19 protein-coding genes are annotated in these 17,240 nt (G+C 57.9%); all 19 read left to right on the top strand.

Annotation, left to right across the window (positions count from 1 at the left end; all coding sequences use genetic code 11):
- The first annotated feature begins 92 nt into the window (after positions 1–92).
- Positions 93–770 (top strand): metal-dependent hydrolase, encoded by a 678-nt coding sequence (locus tag ACE419_RS00230; protein WP_435720632.1) that lies wholly within the window; start codon positions 93–95, stop codon positions 768–770.
- Complete coding sequence (miaA, locus tag ACE419_RS00225) at positions 767–1,792, top strand: tRNA (adenosine(37)-N6)-dimethylallyltransferase MiaA (RefSeq protein WP_435720631.1); 1,026 nt, start codon at positions 767–769, stop codon at positions 1,790–1,792. Before ACE419_RS00230 ends, miaA begins: the two co-directional genes overlap by 4 nt.
- Positions 1,793–1,847: 55 nt before the next feature.
- Positions 1,848–2,102, top strand: a complete 255-nt coding sequence (gene hfq, locus ACE419_RS00220; protein WP_432646422.1) for an RNA chaperone Hfq — start codon at positions 1,848–1,850, stop codon at positions 2,100–2,102.
- A gap of 130 nt (positions 2,103–2,232) precedes the next feature.
- Positions 2,233–2,685 (top strand): dUTP diphosphatase, encoded by a 453-nt coding sequence (gene dut / locus ACE419_RS00215; RefSeq protein ID WP_435720630.1) that lies wholly within the window; start codon positions 2,233–2,235, stop codon positions 2,683–2,685.
- A gap of 55 nt (positions 2,686–2,740) precedes the next feature.
- The gene (locus tag ACE419_RS00210) at positions 2,741–4,147 is read left to right on the top strand and encodes a replication-associated recombination protein A (RefSeq protein ID WP_435720629.1); all 1,407 of its coding nucleotides are present in this window, start codon (positions 2,741–2,743) and stop codon (positions 4,145–4,147) included.
- A 153-nt stretch (positions 4,148–4,300) separates the two neighbouring features.
- Entirely contained in the window at positions 4,301–4,753 is a 453-nt protein-coding gene (locus tag ACE419_RS00205; protein WP_432646425.1) for an RrF2 family transcriptional regulator, read from the top strand.
- A complete protein-coding gene (locus ACE419_RS00200) occupies positions 4,750–5,895 on the top strand; it encodes a cysteine desulfurase family protein (protein WP_435720628.1) in 1,146 nt (381 codons plus the stop codon). Before ACE419_RS00205 ends, ACE419_RS00200 begins: the two co-directional genes overlap by 4 nt.
- A gap of 116 nt (positions 5,896–6,011) precedes the next feature.
- Complete coding sequence (locus ACE419_RS00195) at positions 6,012–7,088, top strand: helix-turn-helix domain-containing protein (protein ID WP_435720627.1); 1,077 nt, start codon at positions 6,012–6,014, stop codon at positions 7,086–7,088.
- A complete protein-coding gene (locus ACE419_RS00190; protein ID WP_435720626.1) occupies positions 7,088–8,932 on the top strand; it encodes a YgiQ family radical SAM protein in 1,845 nt (614 codons plus the stop codon). The genes ACE419_RS00195 and ACE419_RS00190 overlap by 1 nt, the downstream gene beginning before the upstream one ends.
- A 2-nt stretch (positions 8,933–8,934) precedes the next feature.
- Positions 8,935–9,459: a transcriptional regulator NrdR gene (gene nrdR, locus ACE419_RS00185; protein ID WP_435720625.1), complete on the top strand. Its 525-nt coding sequence runs from the start codon at positions 8,935–8,937 to the stop codon at positions 9,457–9,459.
- A gap of 58 nt (positions 9,460–9,517) precedes the next feature.
- Complete coding sequence (locus ACE419_RS00180; protein ID WP_435720624.1) at positions 9,518–11,242, top strand: TIGR03960 family B12-binding radical SAM protein; 1,725 nt, start codon at positions 9,518–9,520, stop codon at positions 11,240–11,242.
- A gap of 34 nt (positions 11,243–11,276) precedes the next feature.
- Positions 11,277–12,110, top strand: coding sequence for a peptidoglycan editing factor PgeF (gene pgeF / locus ACE419_RS00175; RefSeq protein WP_432646431.1), 834 nt, complete (start codon positions 11,277–11,279; stop codon positions 12,108–12,110).
- 68 nt (positions 12,111–12,178) lie between these two features.
- Positions 12,179–12,871, top strand: coding sequence for a YggS family pyridoxal phosphate-dependent enzyme (locus ACE419_RS00170; protein WP_432646432.1), 693 nt, complete (start codon positions 12,179–12,181; stop codon positions 12,869–12,871).
- 35 nt (positions 12,872–12,906) lie between these two features.
- Complete coding sequence (locus ACE419_RS00165; protein ID WP_432646433.1) at positions 12,907–13,428, top strand: cell division protein SepF; 522 nt, start codon at positions 12,907–12,909, stop codon at positions 13,426–13,428.
- 47 nt (positions 13,429–13,475) lie between these two features.
- The gene (gene proC / locus ACE419_RS00160) at positions 13,476–14,282 is read left to right on the top strand and encodes a pyrroline-5-carboxylate reductase (protein ID WP_435720623.1); all 807 of its coding nucleotides are present in this window, start codon (positions 13,476–13,478) and stop codon (positions 14,280–14,282) included.
- 14 nt (positions 14,283–14,296) lie between these two features.
- On the top strand, positions 14,297–15,091 hold the full coding sequence (locus tag ACE419_RS00155; RefSeq protein WP_435720622.1) for a YlmH family RNA-binding protein: 795 nt from the start codon (positions 14,297–14,299) through the stop codon (positions 15,089–15,091).
- 55 nt (positions 15,092–15,146) lie between these two features.
- Positions 15,147–15,788, top strand: a complete 642-nt coding sequence (locus ACE419_RS00150; RefSeq protein ID WP_435720621.1) for a DivIVA domain-containing protein — start codon at positions 15,147–15,149, stop codon at positions 15,786–15,788.
- A gap of 9 nt (positions 15,789–15,797) precedes the next feature.
- Positions 15,798–16,241, top strand: coding sequence for a signal peptidase II (gene lspA / locus ACE419_RS00145; RefSeq protein WP_435720620.1), 444 nt, complete (start codon positions 15,798–15,800; stop codon positions 16,239–16,241).
- 14 nt (positions 16,242–16,255) lie between these two features.
- The gene (locus tag ACE419_RS00140; RefSeq protein WP_435720961.1) at positions 16,256–17,206 is read left to right on the top strand and encodes an RluA family pseudouridine synthase; all 951 of its coding nucleotides are present in this window, start codon (positions 16,256–16,258) and stop codon (positions 17,204–17,206) included.
- The last annotated feature ends 34 nt before the right edge of the window (positions 17,207–17,240 follow it).

The raw sequence follows: 17,240 nt of genomic DNA, 5'->3' as shown, positions 1-17,240 counted from the left end.
AGGAGTATGCTATAATGATAACCATAGCATAACACGCCCGCAAAAGACGGGCAAGCTCAGGAATTTTTACCAAACGAAGGGAGTTGTGATTTATGCTGAACTTTACGTATTATGGTCATTCGGCCTTTCTGCTGGATGATGGCAAATATAAGGTGCTCTTTGACCCGTTCCTCACGGGCAATCCAAAGGCTTCGATTAAGGCCGAGGATGTCGACTGCGATTACATCCTCATCAGCCATGCTCATGCGGACCATCTCGGCGATGCGCCGGAAATTGCGGCGCGCACGGGGGCAGAGCTCGTGGGCATCCCGGAGGTGCTCGCGGTCTGCGAGCAGCGCGTGCCGGGCCTTAAGCAGCATCCGATGAATCTCGGCGGCTCGCTGACGCTGCCGTTCGGCAAAGTGCGCATGACGCTCGCGCAGCACAGTGCCGGTGTCGCGGGCGGCATCGCCTGCGGCTATGTCGTCTACATGGGCGGCGAGGTCGTCTATTTTGCCGGCGATACGGCGCTTTTCAGCGATATGCAGCTCATCGGCCACAAAGACCAGCTCGACTACGCGCTGCTGCCAATCGGCGACAATTACACGATGGGCCTTGAGGATGCGGCCATGGCGGCGCAGCTCTTAAATGCCCGTCACGTCATCCCGATTCACTACAACACGTGGCCCCTCATCAATCAGGATGTGCGCCATTATAAGGAAATCACCGAGGCCATGTCGCGCGCCGAGGTTCATATCGTCGAGCCGGGCCAGTCCATGGAGCTCAAATGAGCGGGTCCGTACAGCCAAATTCAGGAAAATCCGCAGCGGCAGGCGGCTCAAAACGGCGTGAAAAACTCATCGCCATTCTCGGGCCGACGGCTTCAGGGAAGACCGCACTTTCGGTTGAGCTCGCCAAGGCCTTGCATACCGAAATCATCTCGGGCGACTCGATGCTCGTTTACAAGGGCTTTGACATAGGCTCGGCCAAGCCGACGCACGAGGAACGGCAGGGCGTAAAACATCACCTCATCGATATCTGCGAGCCGGCGGAAACGTACAGCGTGCCGCTCTTTCAGCAGCAGGCCGAAGCCATCATCCATGAGCTGAACGGCAGGGGAAAGATTCCGATTCTTGCCGGCGGCACGGGCCTTTACAGCAAGGCCCTGCTCGAGCATTATCAGTTCAACGGGACGGGCACGCATGCGGACTTTCGGCAAAAGATGACGGCTCTGGCCGAGAAAGAAGGGCTGGAGGCCGTCTTTGCCCTGCTTCAGCAGGAAAATCCGCAGGCCGCAGCCCTCGTCGATGCGAAGAATCCGCGCCGCGTCATAAGAGCTTTGGAGCTCGCACATTTCGGCGAGACCATCTCGCGCGAAAAATCGTTTGCAGAAAACGCCGAAGGCACGGAAGATGCCGAAGATTTGCAGAAAAATCTCTTCTACGATGCGTTTGTCATCGGTCTCTCGTGGGAGCGCGAGGCTCTTTACGAACGCATCAACAGGCGTGTCGATATTATGTTTGCTTCGGGACTCGAAGAAGAAGTCAGGGGACTGCTGGCTTCGGGGGTCACGCGCTCTATGCCCGCAATGAAGGGCATCGGCTACAAGGAGACGGCCGCGTACCTCGCGGGCGAAATGACGCGCGCGGAGGCCGTCGAGACCATCAAAAGGGGCACGCGCCGCTTTGCCAAACGCCAGCTGACCTGGTACCGCAAGATGAAATACATTCACTGGTACGAGCCCGCGGCCCAGTCTGCTGATGAACTTTTGCACAGGATTTTGCGTGACATGGCAGGATTTTTAGAAAGATAAGCGAAAGTAAAGATATAGATAGGTAATAAACAGGTGCTAGGAAAGGTGGAGTTCTATGCCAAACAAGACAATCAACCTGCAGGACAGTTTCCTCAATCAGGTTCGCAAAGAAAATATTCCCGTCACGATCCATCTGGTCAATGGGTTCCAGATTAAGGGGAATGTACGTGGTTTCGATAATTTTACGGTCGTGCTCGATTCGCTCGGCAAGCAGCAGATGGTTTATAAGCATGCCATTTCGACGATTACGCCGGCCCATCCGATTGCCGGAGCCTTTTCTGCGGAACATGCAGAACACGCGGAAAAATAAAGAGGAGCATGCCTGAGGAGAGGCATTTTCTGTTGTTTTTCGGTTTTTGATTTTGCTTTTTGGTTTAAAGGTCCTTCCGCCTTGAGCGGGAAGGGCCTTTTCTGGTGAGAAAGAACGGGAGATACATTATATGAAGACGAGAGGTTTTGAAATCGTATCGCAGTATCAGGGACGCGGCATCGAGGTGCCAAAACGCAAGACGGCGATGAGCGCCGGCTACGACCTGCAGGCAGCATGCTCCGTGGTGATTGGTGCGGGAGAGACGGCCATGGTGCCGACGGGGCTCAAGGCCTATATGCAGCCCGATGAGGTGCTGACCATTCACATCCGTTCGAGCATGGCCGTCAAGCGCGGCCTCATGCTCGTCAATCACGTCGGCATTGTCGATGCGGACTACTATAATAATGAAGACAACGAGGGCCATATCTTCATTGCGCTCTGGAACCGCGGCACGCAGCCTGTGACGATTGAGAGCGGCGAACGCATCGCGCAGGGCATCTTTCTGAAGTATTTGACCACGGACGGCGATGCGGCCGGCGAGGGCGAAACGCGTAAGGGCGGCTTTGGCTCGACGGGACGTTAAGGCAGTTAGGGGATTGCAATGATAAAAATTCAGGTACGAGAGGGTGAAATGCAGTATGGACAACGATAAAGAGAGCTTCGACCTCTTTGCGATGCCGCCGGCACAGCCTGCGGGCAGTTCAGGCAGTTCAGGCGGTTCGGGCAGGGCGCAAAGTCAGGCGGCCGGCAGCGGCGCCCTGCGCACATTTGAGCCTTTGGCCCGCCGCATGCGCCCGCGCAGTTTTGACGAATTCATCGGCCAGCAGGAGGCCGTGGGGCGCGGTCATTTTCTGCGCCGTCTGATTGAGATGGACCAGATTCCTTCTATTATATTCTACGGGCCGCCGGGCACGGGCAAGACGACGCTCGCGCAGATGATCGCGCAGATGACGGACAGCCGCTTTGAAAAGCTCAACGCCGTGGCCGCGGGCATCGGCGACATCCGCCGCATCGTCAAGGAGGCCGACGAGGCAAGGCGCTACTACCAGCGCCGTACGATTGTCTTCATCGACGAGATTCATCGCTTCAACAAGAGCCAGCAGGACGTGCTGCTGCCGTATGTCGAGGACGGACGCCTCGTACTCATCGGCGCGACGACGGAAAATCCATTTTTTGAGGTCAATCACGCCCTTCTGTCGCGCGTGCGCATTGTCAGGCTCTACAAACTGACCGACGGCCAGCTCATCGCCATTTTGAAGCAGGCTTTAAAGGATAAGGAACGCGGCCTTGGCGCACAGGCCATTGCCGTAAGCGACGAAGTCCTCCTCGCCATGGCCCAGATGGCGGGCGGCGACGCGCGCATGGCCCTGAATCTTCTGGAGGGGGCCGCGGCCATGCTGCCGCTTTCGGGCGGTGAAATCACGCTCTCCATGCTTGAAGAAATCACGGGCGAGCGTGTGCAGCATTACGACAAAAAAGGGGACAATCACTACGATACGGCCTCGGCCTTCATCAAGAGCATGCGCGGCAGCGACCCCGACGCGGCGCTTCACTATCTCGCGCGCATGCTTGCGGCCGGCGAGGATATCAAGTTCATCGCGCGGCGCGTTGTCATCTGCGCGGCCGAGGATGTCGGCACGGCGGACCCGCAGGCCCTGATTCTCGCGAACGCGGCGGCTCAGGCCGTGCAGTTCGTTGGCATGCCCGAAGCGCGCATCATTCTCGCCGAGGCCGTGACGTATGTCGCCTCGGCGCCGAAGAGCAACGCGGCGTATCTCGGCATCGATAAAGCCCTCGCGGATGTGCGCACGAAGGACTGCGGCGCGGTGCCGGTGCATCTGCGCGATTCGCATTACAAGGGAGCAGCCGAACTCGGCCATGGCAAAGGCTACATTTACCCGCACGATTATCCGCATCATTTCAAGGAGCAGGCGTATCTGCCCGATAAAATCCGCACGGCCCGCTACTATGAGCCGACGGACAACGGCACGGAGGCAAAAATCCACGCGTATCTCAGGGCCTGCTGGCCCAAGCGCTTTTCCTGAGGCTTCACAGACAGGAATCTTTGACAGTGCGGGGCATTTCTGCTATATTGTCATATGTAAATCCTAGGTAATTACTCGGATTTCCAATTTGTGAATTTTATTGACTAGCAACATAGAGACAGGGATACTTGCCCTGTCAAGCTGAGGTGCACCATGAAGATATCGACGAAAGGAAGATACAGCGTAACGGCGCTTTACGAGCTCGCCCTGCACGACGGCGAGGGGGCCGTTTCGCTGAAGAGTATTGCGAAAAATCAGGGGCTTTCGGAGAATTATCTCGAACAGCTCATGGCCCCGCTGCGCCGTGCGGGCATCGTCAAGAGCGTGCGCGGCGCGCAGGGCGGCTATATGCTTGCGCGCAGCCCGAAGGAAATCACCATCGGCGAGATCATCACGACCGTCGAGGGGCCGATTGCGCTTGTGGACTGCCTGCTGACGAGCGCGGAGTCCTCGGAGCAGCCGTGCGACCGGGCCTGTGCCTGCGTGACGCGCGGCGTCTGGGAAAAAGTCTGCGACAGCATCAGCGAAGTGCTGAACCACATCACGCTCTACGACCTCTGCAATGATACCCATGCTTCGCATAAGAGAGTGGGGTGTGCAAGATGAAGCCCGTTTATCTCGACTATGCGGCGACGACGCCAACGGATGAGCGCGTGGTTTCTGCCATGCTGCCGTACTTTACGCAGCATTTTGGCAATCCGTCGAGCCTGTATTCCTTTGGCCGCGAGGCGCGTCAGGCCGTGCGCCGCGCGCGCTGGCAGCTCGCGGCACTTTTAAACGCGGAGCCTGAGGAGATGTTCTTCACGAGCGGCGGCAGCGAGAGCGACAACTGGATTATCCGCTCTTTGGCCGCGGAAGCTCTTGAAAAAAATGGCGGCGGCCATATCATCACGTCCAAAATCGAGCATCACGCCGTGCTGCACGCCTGCGAGTCGCTGCCTCAAGGCATCGAGGTGACGTATGTCGATGTCGATGAAGAGGGCCGCTTACACCTGGAAGACATCGAAAAGGCCGTGCGCCCTGATACGTTTCTCGTCAGCATTATGACGGCGAACAACGAAGTCGGCACCATTGAGCCCATTGCCCAAATCGGCGCGTTCTGCCGTGAGGGGGGCATTTTCTTTCATACGGATGCCGTGCAGGCCGTCGGCCATATCCCCATGGACGTGAAGAAACTGCAGGTTGACGCGCTCTCGCTTTCCGGGCATAAACTATATGGTCCAAAGGGCATTGGCGCGCTTTATCTGCGCCGTGGGAAAAAGATCTTGCCGCTTATCGCGGGCGGCGCACAGGAGCGCGGCCTGCGCGCCGGCACGGAAAATACACCCGGCATTGTCGGGCTCGGCAAAGCGGCGGAACTCGCGGCAGCAGAAATGATCTCCGAAACGGCGCGGCTCACGGCCCTGCGCGAACAGCTCATCGAGGGAATCCTGAAGATTCCGGGGGCGCACTTAAACGGCCCGCGCGAAAAGCGTCTGCCGGGCAATGTGAGTTTTGGCCTTGAGGGCATCGACCACGAGACTTTGCTCATAAGGCTCGACCTCATGGGCTTTGCCGTCTCGGCCGGCAGTGCCTGCAGTGCCGGGTCACTTGAGCCATCGCATGTGCTGACGGCCATGGGGCAGTCTGCTGAACAGGCCAATACTTCCATCCGCGTGACCATGGGCCGCTTCACGGACAAGGAAGAGGTCGAAGCGTTCCTTCAGGCAGTGAAGACGGCGGCTCTTTCCATGCGCGGGCAGGCCTGAGACAGAAACAGCAGAATTTGTCAAGGATTATGTCAGGATAATTTGTTTTCAGAAAAGCAATCATGTATAATGGAATGAGGTGCAGGCAATGCATTTCATTTCAAGGAGGAATCACGATGTTAGGAGATAAACTGCGCGAGGCGCGGGAGAAACAGAATTTAACATACAAGGACATCGAGAAGGGCACGAGCATCCGTGCTTTATACATTGAATATATCGAAAACGGCAATTATGATGAACTGCCGGGGGACGTGTACACGAAAGGCTTTATCCGCAGCTACGCGAACTTCCTGAAGCTCAATCCAAATGAGCTCGTGCAGGAATTCACGGCGGAGCGCCACGGGGGAGCGGCTCAGCCGGCCGCATCTGCACCGCAGAATCCGGCCTCGGCACGCCCGGCCCGTCAGGGAAATCAGGAAACTCAGGTACAGCCGGCCGCAAAACCTGCTGCTCCGGCAGCACCGAAAGCCGCTGCACCAAAATCCCCGGCAGAGCCGGTAAAACCGGCAAAAAACATGAGCCAGCCAGCTCCGAAAGCGGAAACAAAGCCCGCAGCAAAACCGGAACAGCCCAAAGCCGCTGAACCCAAGGCGGCACCGGAGCCAAAAGCAGCCCCGCAGGCCCCGGCACGCCCGGTTCGTCAGGCAAATCAAGAGACTCAGGAACAGCCAGCCGCAAAACCGGCGCCGCAGCCTGAGGCCAAGAAACCGGTAAGACCGGCGAAACCGGCCGCACCGAAGGCACGGCCTGCGCGCAGGGAACAGCCGGCCGCAAAATATGATTTTGACGAGCCAAAGCGCTCGAATACGAAGCTCATCGCCATTGTCGCCGTTATCCTCGTCGTGCTCGCGGGTGCCGCTTATGCACTGACGGGCAGCGATGACAGTGCCTCAAAGGCCCCGCAGCAGGCACAGCAGCAGGAGCAGGCTCCAGCACCAAAGACGTACGATGACGTCGAAGTCACGGCTACGTTCTCCGCCGACTGCTGGCTCGAGGTCAAGGCCGACGGCAAGACCATCTACGAGGGCACGCTGAAGAAGGGCGACAGCCAGACTTGGAAAGGTCAGGATAAGGTCACGGTCCGCGTCGGCGATGCCGGTGCCGTCTCGTTCTCCGTCAACGGCAAGGACCTCGGCAAGGCCGGCAAGGACGGTCAGGTTGCCAACAAGACCTTCACGAAGGAAAATAATTGATGCAGAAGCAGAACGAAACGCCAAAAGGGCAGTTGAATGCGGAGGGATTTTTGCCAATCTGCCGCAAAGATATGGAAAAGCGCGGCTGGCAGCAGCTTGACTTTGTCTTTATTTCAGGCGATGCCTATGTCGACCATCCGAGCTTTGGCCCGGCGATTATCTGCCGCCTGCTTGAAAAGCACGGCTACAAGGTCGGCATCATCCCGCAGCCGGACTGGCACTCGACGAAGGATTTTGGCCGCCTTGGGAGGCCCCGTCTCGGCTTCCTCGTCTCGGCGGGCAATATGGACTCGCTGCTCAACAAATTCACGGCGGCAAAGAAAGTCCGCCACGAAGATGCGTATTCGCCGGGCGGACAGTCCGGCCACCGGCCCGAGCGCGCGACGATTGTCTACTGCAGCCGCCTGCGCGAGCTCTACCCCGATGTGCCGATTATCATCGGCGGCATTGAGGCGAGCCTCAGGCGTATGGCGCATTACGACTACTGGTCGAACGAAGTCCGCCGCTCCATCCTCGTCGACAGCATGGCCGACCTCTTGATTTTCGGCATGGGCGAGCGCGCCATCATCGAGATTGCCGCAGATCTGCAGCAGGGCATTGAAGTCTCTAATATTCAGGATGTACAGGGCACGTGCTACCGCGTGCCCAATAAGGACTACGCGTGGGACTACCTCGAACTGCCGTCCTTTGCCGAGGTGCATAAAGATAAGAAGAAATTTGCCGAGGCCTTCAAGCTCGAATACCTCGAGCAGGACCCGATCCGCGGGCGCAGGCTCCTGCAGCAGAACGACGAATGGTGCGTCGTGCAGAATCCGCCGGCACTGCCTTTAAATGAGGCGCAGATGGATGAAATTTACGACCTGCCTTATATGCGCACATATCATCCGATTTACGAGAAGGCGGGCGGCGTGCCGGCCATCAAGGAAGTGCAGTTCAGCCTTGTCTCGCAGCGCGGCTGCTTTGGCGGCTGCAATTTCTGCGCGATTATCTCGCACGAAGGCCGCATCATCCAGCGCCGCAGCCATGCGTCCATCCTGCGCGAGGCGAAAATCCTCACGCAGATGAAGGGCTTCAAGGGCTACATCCACGATGTCGGCGGCCCGACGGCGAATTTCCGCCGTCCTTCGTGTGACGGCCAGCTGAAGCGCGGCACCTGCCGCGGCAAACCGTGCCTGTCGCCGGAGCCCTGCAAAATGCTCGTGGCCGACCACAGCGATTACATCAAGCTTCTCAGGGAGCTCCGGAGCCTGCCGGGCGTCAAGAAAGTCTTCGTGCGTTCGGGTATCCGCTTCGATTATTTGCTGCTCGCCAAGGACGACTTCCTCTACGAGCTCTGCAAGTACCACGTCAGCGGCCAGCTCAAAATTGCGCCGGAGCACATCTCCGACCGCGTGACGCGGCTCATGGGCAAGTCAAACCGCGCCGTCTACCTGCGCTTTGCCGAGAAATTCCGCCGTATCAACGAGAAGCTCGGCAAGAAGCAGTACCTCGTGCCGTACTTCATGTCGAGTCATCCGGGTTCGGAACTCAGCGATGCCATCGAACTTGCGGAATTCATCCGCGACATGGGGTACCATCCGCAGCAGGTGCAGGACTTCATCCCGACACCGGGCACGCTCTCGACCTGCATGTGGTACACGGGAATCAATCCTCTGACAGGCGAAAAGGTCTACTCGGCCAAAACATATGAAGAGAAGAGAATGCAGCGGGCGCTCATGCAGTACTGGCTGCCGAAGAATCATGAGATCGTCCGGAAGGCCCTGCATATGGCCCACCGCGAAGATCTCATCGGTTTTGGGCCCAAGTGTCTCGTGCGGCCGCGCAGACAGATAAAGAAGGGGTAAGTATGAGATGTCCTTATTGTAAACATGAAGACAGCCGCGTCATCGATTCGCGCGCCACAGATGACGGCATGACGATACGGCGCCGCCGCGAATGCACGGCCTGCGGCAAACGCTTCACGACGTATGAAGTCGTTGAGAAGCTGCCGCTGATGGTCATCAAGCACGACGGCCGCCGCGAAGTCTTTAAGCGCGACAAGATCTTAAACGGCATCATCCGTTCCTGCGACAAGCGCGACATCTCGATGGAACGCATTTTGGGCCTCGTCAATGAGATTGAGCGCGACATCCGCAATACGATGGACCGCGAAATCTCTTCGCAGGACATCGGCCGCCTCGTCATGGAGCGGCTGAAGGACTTCGACGATGTCGCCTACATCCGCTTTGCCTCGGTTTATCGTAAATTCGCGGACATCTCAAGCTTCCTCGAAGAACTGCAGGATATGCAGGCGCGCAAGCAGCGGGGGCAGAAGAAAAAACAGGCAGGCGCAGAGCCTGAAGCAAAGACCAAACAAGAGCCTGAGAAGTGAGACGGGCTTTTGTATGTTATGATTTTTGATTTTTAGATTCTTATTGGAGGAATTTTGCTTGGACTGGGAACTCAAGAAAGAGCTCAAAGAGCAGCTGCAGGAAGAACAGGGATACTATGTCTATCCCGTCGGCACGCGCACGCGCTTTGCCCTCGTCTATCCGAATTCCTACTTTGTCGGCATGTCAAATCTCGGCTTTCACATCATCTATGACCTTTTGAACAAGCGTCAGGACACGGCCTGCGAGCGCGTCTTTCTGCCGGAACGCACGAAAATCAAGCGCTACGAGAATACGCGCACGCCAATCATGAGCATCGAGACGCAGTCGCCTCTTTATGATTTTGACGTGCTGGGCTTTGCCGTTTCGTTTGAGATGGACTATTTCAATATATTGAAGCTTCTCGAGATGGGCAAAGTCAAGCTCCGGGCATCCGAGCGCGGCGAGCGCGACCCGATTTTATTGGCAGGAGGTCCCTGCCCGACGTTCAATCCGGAGCCGCTCGCCGCGATTTTTGATGCCTTCATCATCGGCGAGGGCGAGGTTATCATGCCGGCTTTTATGGATGCGTACCATGAGGCAAAACGAGAGGGCCTGACGCGGACGGAGCTCCTGAAAAAACTCGCCGAAGTGCCGGGCGTCTACGTGCCGTCGCTCTACGAGCATCATTACGACGAAGAGGGACATATCACGGCCATCGAACCGCTTGCGGGGGCTCCTGAGAAGGTCTCGCGCCAGTGGGTGCAGGACCTTGACGCGTATCCCGCGCATACGGTCGTCGTCACGGACAACACGGAATTCAATTTCTACCTCATTGAGACGGCGCGCGGCTGCGGCCGCCACTGCCGCTTCTGCATGGCGGGGTACTGCTTCCGCAGGCCGCGCAACCGCTCGCTTACAGTCATCAACGAGGAAGTGCAGGAAGCCCTGAAATACCGCAAGCGCATCGGCCTCATGGGGGCGGCGATTTCCGACTATCCTGAAATCAACGAGCTCTGCAAGGATATTTTGGGCGAGGGACTTTCGATGTCCGTAGCTTCGTTCCGCGCGGATTCCGTCACGAAGGAGCTCGTCGATTCGCTCGCGGAAAGCGGCCTCAAGACGCTGACGATGGCACCTGAGGCCGGCAGCGACCGCATGCGCGCCGTCATCAACAAGGGCATTGAGGAGCACCATCTGTTCCATTCGATGGACCTCGGCCTCGCCGCGGGCATCCGCAATTTCCGCCTCTACATCATGATTGGGCTGCCCTTTGAGGAAGAGGAGGACATCGACGCCATCATCGACCTCGCCGAACGGCTCAAGGATTACATGGAAGAGCGCGGCAGCAAGGGCAATTTGACGCTTTCCGTCAATCCGTTCATCCCGAAGCCCTTTACGCCGTTTCAGTGGGAGCCCATGGCCGACCGCAAGGTCGTCGAGAAACGCCTGAAGCGCCTTGAAAAGACCCTGCGCCGCCGCAAAAACGTCATCGTCAACATCGAGTCGCCGAAAGAAGCCTATATTCAGGGCGTGCTTTCGCGCGGCGACCGCCGCGTTGGCGAGGCCCTGCTCCTTGCCCATGAACTCGGTGGCAGCAAGGCCTTCAAGCGCGCGCTGAAGGAAAAGGGGCTTGACCCCGCGTTTTATCTTTACCGGCAGCGCGGCGAGGATGAGATTTTCCCCTGGGAGCGTCTCGATATGGGCTTTCATAAGTCGTATCTCTACGATGAGCTCAAAAAAGCGAAGGAGCTCAAGCCCACCATCCCGTGCTTTGAGGGCTGCCACCGCTGCGGCGTCTGCTGAAGCGCTTTCCTGAATTTTATAAAGAGGTGTTTTCATGAGCTTTTCTTTGCATGAAATCGATAAAGAACATCATATAGAGAGCGGCGAGTTTTCCCTGTTTCCAAAGAAAATTGCCGTACACGGCGTCTCGGGGCGCAGGGGCGGCGTAAGCCGTGGTCAGTGGTCTTCATTGGACCTCGGCCTGCACGTCGGCGACAATCCCGAGGATGTCATCGAGAACCGCCGCCGCTATCTCGGCGCCCTCGGCCTCGACGCCGCGCGCCTCGTGACGCCGGAACAGGTCCATGGCATTCACGTGGAGCGCGTGGGCCTCGCTGAGGCCGGCAAGGGCGCAGAAGCTTACGCCGATGCCATCCCGCGCACGGACGCGCTGATTACGAATGTGCCGAACCTGCCACTGCTGCTCTGCTTTGCCGACTGTACGCCGATTCTTTTCCTCGACCCCGTGCACAAGGCCGTGGGCATCGCGCACGGCGGCTGGAAGGGCACGGTAAACCGCATTGGCTATAAGACGGTCCGCCGCATGCAGGAAGAATTCGGCACGCAGCCAAGGGACCTGCTCACGGCCATCGGCCCATCCATCGGCCCGTGCTGCTATGAAATCGGCCCTGAGGTCGAAGCGAAATTCCGCGAGGCCTTTCCGGGCCATGAGGCGGAGCTCTTCCCGGAAAAATCTGCGGATACGGGCAAGCCGCATCTGAGCCTTTGGGCGGCCAACCGCATCCAGCTCGAAGAGGCCGGCGTCCTGCCGGAACACATCGATGAAGCGCAGACCTGTACGTCCTGTCATCACGATATGTTCTTTTCGCATCGCGCCGATGCCGGCAAAACGGGCCGCCTCGCCGCGGTCATCGCGCTGCGCGGCTGAGCCGCGAGGTCTCTCATCACGTTATCATTTTTTATTTTATCCTTTCTTTATAAAACGGGGGAAGTCGCATGATTGCAGAAAATCTCCATAAAGTTGAACAGAATATCAAAGAAGCCATGGAACACCGCACGCGCGTGCCGAAAGACGCGCCCGTAAAACTCGTGGCCGTCACGAAGAATCACGATGTCGCAGCGATGCGCGAGGCTATCGACGCCGGCGCGACGGACATCGGCGAAAACCGCATTCAGGAAGCCAAGAGCAAGTTCGATGTCCTCGAACGCGATGTCACGTGGCACCTCATCGGCCATCTGCAGACGAACAAGGCCAAGCAGGCCGTCAAATACTTCAGCCTGATTCATTCCGTCGATTCCGAGCACCTCGCGCGCGCACTCGACAAGGAAGCAGGCAAAATCGATAAAGTGCAGGATATCCTCGTGCAGGTCAACCTCGCGAAGGAAGAGAGCAAGTCGGGCATTTACAAGGAAGATCTGCGTCCGCTTCTCGACCTCATCGACACGCTGCCGCATCTCCACCTCGTCGGACTCATGTGCATTGCGCCGAATTACGATGATGTGGAACAATGCCGTCCGCTTTTCCACGAAATGTATGAAATTTTCCAGCAGGTAAAGGAAATTCCGTTTAAGACCGCGAATATTAAATATTTATCAATGGGTATGACTCATGATTATCAGATTGCGGTGGAAGAGGGCGCGAATATCGTCCGCGTCGGCACGGCGATCTTTGGACCGCGTCAGTATTGATGCCAGTCCATAGAGAAACTGGGGGAGTGTTTTAGATGAATGTAATCGACAAGATTTGTGGCAAATTCGGCCTGTCGGATCCGGATGAGGAAGCCAAGCTCGCAGAAGCAGAGGCAGAGGAAGAAGCGGCCAAAAGAGAACGCAGTCAGAAGCGCCCTTATGGCGAGAAGGAGGAAGAAGAGTTGGGAAACAATAGAGAGCGGCAGGAGAAGGAAGCGGACAATGTAGTCAATCTTCGTTCCGGCACTTCCGTCCGTGAAAATGTCGTAGCGGCGCAGATGAAAGTCATCATCATCGAGCCGAAGACGTTCGACGACGCACAGCAGGTCGCCAACAACCTGCGCGAGAGAAAGCCGGTCGTCATCAACTTCGAGCACACGGATGCCGAGTCCGCGAAGCGCATCATCGACTTCATCAGCGGCACGACGTACGCGCTCAATGGTGAAATCAAGAAGGTTGGCCATAATGTCTTCCTCTGTGCGCCGAGCAATGTCAATGTGACGTACACGGAAGAAGAGCGCAAGGTCTCGACCGAGATGCCGTGGCTCAAGAAATAAAAACATCATTATACTATAACAGGTCATAAATAACAGGGGGCTTTTCCATGGGCATGGATTTACGCATCGGCTTTATCGGCGGCGGCGCGATGGCAGAGGCACTTGTTGCCGGCATCACGCAGGGCACGGTCAGCCGTGAAAATGTTTTTGTATCCGACCACAAGGCCGCACGCTGTCAGGAACTCGCCGCAAAGTACGGCATTCATGCCTGCGTCGGCGCCGATTCTTTTCTCGACAAGGTCGATGTGCTGTTCCTGGCCATCAAGCCGCAGGCTGCTGCGAAGGCCATTGCGGAAGTCAGGGATAAAGTCGGGGAGCACACGCTGATTCTTTCCATTGTCGCCGGCCTGACGCTTACGGTGCTCGAAGCATCGTTTGCGAAGCAGCCAGTCGTGCGCATCATGCCGAATACGCCGCTTTCCGTCGGCGCGGGCATGTCGGCCTTTGCCTGCGGCAAAAAAGCAGGTCAGGCAGAAGCCGCCATCGTGCAGGAAATCCTCGCGGCGGCCGGCCGTGCCATCGAGGTTTCGGAAACGGCCATGGATGCCGTGACGGGCCTTTCAGGCAGCGGCCCGGCCTATGTGTTCCTGCTCATCGATGCTTTGTCTGATGGCGGTGTGGCCGCCGGCCTTAAGCGCGATGCCGCGACGCTTCTTGCCGCGCAGACGGTTTACGGCGCCGCAAAGATGGTGCTCGAGACGGGCAAACACCCCGATGTCCTGCGCGACCAGGTCACGAGCCCTGCGGGCACGACGATTGCCGGCGTGCGCGTGCTTGAAAACCGCGGCCTGCGCGGCGCGCTCATCGATGCCGTCATCGCGGCGACGGAAAAGTCCCGGGAGTTAGGGAAATAAGAAAGAAATAAATCATGGCAAGTGAACAAAAAGAAAAACTCATACGCTTTTATAAGGGTACGGAAGGTGAGGAGACGGTCGTCAAGCTCGTCGACCTCGCCGAAGCCGTGCAGCGCAGCCAGAAATTCCGCCTGAGCGGTTTTCTTGACCCGTACGGTCAGGAAATCGCCGAGACTGTAGCCGCAAACTATCCGGGAATCCGCGTGGATTTTAATGGCGGCTATCAGGGCGCGGAACGCGCGCGGGCCATGTACATCCACGAAGATTTTCAGGGCACGCCGTCAGGCTTTGACATCGCCTGCCTGCGCACCTCTTGGAACGGCCAGTTTGCGCGCCTGTCGCACCGCGATGTCTTAGGGGCTCTGATGGGCCTCGGCATCGAGCGCGACCGCCTCGGCGACCTTCTCGTCACGGCTGACTCCGTGCGCATCCTCTGCGACAGCAAGATGGCAGCATACCTCCTGCAGAATCTAACCAAAATCGGCGCGGTCGGCGTCTCCTGCGAAATGGCGGACCTCGCGGACATCGCGCCGCGCGAGGAGCGCTGCAAGGAAATCCGCGCGACCGTGGCGTCGCTTCGCGTCGACTCGATTGCGGCCTCGGGCTTTGGTTCTTCAAGAAGCCGCGCCGCCGCTGATATCGCGGCCGACAAGATGAAGCTCAACTGGCAGCCCGTCAAGAGCGCCTCGCAGACGGTCAAGGAAGGCGACATCATCTCGATGCGCGGCCGCGGCCGCCTTGAAGTCGCCGAAGTCCGCGGCCAGACGAAAAAGGGCCGCACGGTCGTCGTGCTCAAGCGTTACATTTAAATAAGTAGTAAGAACTCATCTATTATATAGAAAGAAAAGATAGGAGATCTTGGCTTTGCTTACACCACTCGATATCCACAATAAAGAATTCAAGCGCAGTTTTCGCGGCTACAATGAGGATGAAATCGATGACTTCCTCGACCAGGTCGTCAACGACTACGAAAAACTCTTCCGCGACAACGACAACCTCAAGGAAGAGGTCGCGCGCCTGAAGAAAGAGAACCAGCAGTTCCAGAAAAATGAGGACAGCATCAAGGAGACCCTGAAGCTCGCTCAGCAGACGGCGACGAATCTCACGGAGTCCGCGAAGCAGGATGCCCAGAGCCTGCGCGAAAACACGGCCAAGGAATGCCAGAACATGCGCCGCGATGCGGAGATTTCGGCCCGCCAGATGACGGAAGCCGCAGACCATCAGGTCAAGGCCGCAACGGTCGAGTACTGCCGCCTCATCGAAGCCAAGTCGCAGTTCCTGCTGCAGACGAAGGCTGCCCTGGAGTCGGAGCTCGCCGTGCTGCGCGATGCCATCGACCGCCTGCCGCGCCAGCAGGCAGCTGCGCCAAAGCAGGAAGCACCGCAGAATCCGCAGTCTCAGCAGGCAGGCAGCATCAATGGCAGTGTCAGCAGCGTGCAGAATGAGAACGCACAGAATGCACAGAACGCTGCGCAGGCTGCCCCGTCTGCCGCACAGAAAGGCTGATTGCGCGCCATGGCGTACCTACTCTTTGCTTTTATCCTCGTCATCGACCAGCTGACGAAGTTTTATATCAGCAGCAATTTCCTGCCGGGCGAGAGCGTCGGCGTCGTGGAGCCGTTTTTCCACATCACCTATGTGCTGAATCCCGGTGCGGCCTTCGGCATGCTGCCCTCCGCGCGCTGGTTTTTCGTGCTGGCAGCTGCCGCGCTGCTCGCGGCGTTTCTCTTTTATCACAAGAGACTGCGCCGTCAGCCCGCTGCCTTTTATTATGGCTGCGTGGCCCTGCTTGCAGGCGCCGTGGGCAACCTCATCGACCGCATCCGTCAGGGCCTTGTCATTGATTTTTTTGACTTCCGCATCTGGCCGGTCTTCAACATCGCCGATGTGGCCATCGTGCTCGGCGTGGCCAGCATGATTTTCGCGATTTTATTCCGCATGAAAGAGATGGATGATTGAATATGTCAGATTCTATGGAGCCTACTAATTCTGCGAGCGCTGCGGGGCCTGCAAAGGTCTTTGCGGCAGACAAAGACGGCGAGCGCCTTGACGTCTTTTTGACGCGCATGGAGCCCGAACTCTCGCGCGCCCACGTCCAGAAAATCATCGCGGAGGGGCAGGCACTTGTCGGCGGCGCGGCGCGCAAGTCGAATTACAAGCTGCAGGCGGGCGAGGAAGTCACGTTCCATCTGCCCGAGGCCAAGCCCGTCGAAATTTTGCCCGAGAATATCCCCTTGGACATTCTCTACGAGGACAGCGACATCATCGTCGTCAACAAGGCGCGCGGCATGGTCGTGCATCCGGCCACGGGCATCTACACGGGGACGCTCGTCAACGCGCTTCTTTATCACTGCGATGACCTCTCGGGCATCAACGGCGAGATCCGGCCCGGCATCGTGCACCGTCTCGACAAGGATACCTCCGGGGTCATGGTCGCGGCGAAAAATGACGCGGCGCACCTCGACCTCGCGGAGCAGATCCGCACGAAAACGGCCCACCGCATTTACAAGGCCATCGTCTGCGGCAATATCAAGGAAGAGGCCGGTGTCATCAAGGGCGATATCGGCCGCCATCCGACGGACCGCAAGAAAATGGCCATCGTGCATGAGCACGGCAAGCCGGCCGTCACGCACTTCCGCGTGCTCGAGCGCTTCGGCGACTACACGCTCGTCGAATGCAGGCTCGAGACGGGCCGCACGCATCAGATCCGCGTGCACATGACGAGCATCGGTCATCCGCTGCTCGGCGACCCGAAATACGGCCCGCGCCGCAGCTGTCCGTTTGCCATCAAAGGGCAGGCCCTGCATTCGTGCGAGCTCACGCTCACGCATCCGCGCACGCATGAGCGCATGACCTTTACGGCACCGCTGCCCGAAGATATGGAAAAAATTCTTCGGACGCTGCGCGCCAAGTTTCACCGTTAACAGGCAAAATAAAATAATTAGGTAAATAGGTAAT

The sequence above is a fragment of the Mitsuokella apri genome (genome assembly GCF_047974105.1).
Classification (GTDB): Bacteria; Bacillota; Negativicutes; order Selenomonadales; family Selenomonadaceae; genus Mitsuokella.
This window is presented reverse-complemented; position numbering and strand designations above follow the sequence as displayed.

Excerpts from the sequence above, each read along its gene's own strand:
- miaA (WP_435720631.1), top strand. The coding sequence starts at position 767 with ATGAGCGGGTCCGTACAGCCAAATTCAGGAAAATCCGCAGCGGCAGGC.
- nrdR (WP_435720625.1), top strand. The coding sequence starts at position 8,935 with ATGAGATGTCCTTATTGTAAACATGAAGACAGCCGCGTCATCGATTCG.
- proC (WP_435720623.1), top strand. The coding sequence starts at position 13,476 with ATGGGCATGGATTTACGCATCGGCTTTATCGGCGGCGGCGCGATGGCA.
- ACE419_RS00170 (WP_432646432.1), top strand. The coding sequence starts at position 12,179 with ATGATTGCAGAAAATCTCCATAAAGTTGAACAGAATATCAAAGAAGCC.
- ACE419_RS00140 (WP_435720961.1), top strand. The coding sequence starts at position 16,256 with ATGGAGCCTACTAATTCTGCGAGCGCTGCGGGGCCTGCAAAGGTCTTT.
- ACE419_RS00230 (WP_435720632.1), top strand. The coding sequence starts at position 93 with ATGCTGAACTTTACGTATTATGGTCATTCGGCCTTTCTGCTGGATGAT.
- lspA (WP_435720620.1), top strand. The coding sequence starts at position 15,798 with ATGGCGTACCTACTCTTTGCTTTTATCCTCGTCATCGACCAGCTGACG.
- ACE419_RS00210 (WP_435720629.1), top strand. The coding sequence starts at position 2,741 with ATGGACAACGATAAAGAGAGCTTCGACCTCTTTGCGATGCCGCCGGCA.
- ACE419_RS00195 (WP_435720627.1), top strand. The coding sequence starts at position 6,012 with ATGTTAGGAGATAAACTGCGCGAGGCGCGGGAGAAACAGAATTTAACA.
- hfq (WP_432646422.1), top strand. The coding sequence starts at position 1,848 with ATGCCAAACAAGACAATCAACCTGCAGGACAGTTTCCTCAATCAGGTT.
- ACE419_RS00200 (WP_435720628.1), top strand. The coding sequence starts at position 4,750 with ATGAAGCCCGTTTATCTCGACTATGCGGCGACGACGCCAACGGATGAG.
- ACE419_RS00190 (WP_435720626.1), top strand. The coding sequence starts at position 7,088 with ATGCAGAAGCAGAACGAAACGCCAAAAGGGCAGTTGAATGCGGAGGGA.
- ACE419_RS00165 (WP_432646433.1), top strand. The coding sequence starts at position 12,907 with ATGAATGTAATCGACAAGATTTGTGGCAAATTCGGCCTGTCGGATCCG.
- dut (WP_435720630.1), top strand. The coding sequence starts at position 2,233 with ATGAAGACGAGAGGTTTTGAAATCGTATCGCAGTATCAGGGACGCGGC.
- ACE419_RS00205 (WP_432646425.1), top strand. The coding sequence starts at position 4,301 with ATGAAGATATCGACGAAAGGAAGATACAGCGTAACGGCGCTTTACGAG.
- pgeF (WP_432646431.1), top strand. The coding sequence starts at position 11,277 with ATGAGCTTTTCTTTGCATGAAATCGATAAAGAACATCATATAGAGAGC.
- ACE419_RS00155 (WP_435720622.1), top strand. The coding sequence starts at position 14,297 with ATGGCAAGTGAACAAAAAGAAAAACTCATACGCTTTTATAAGGGTACG.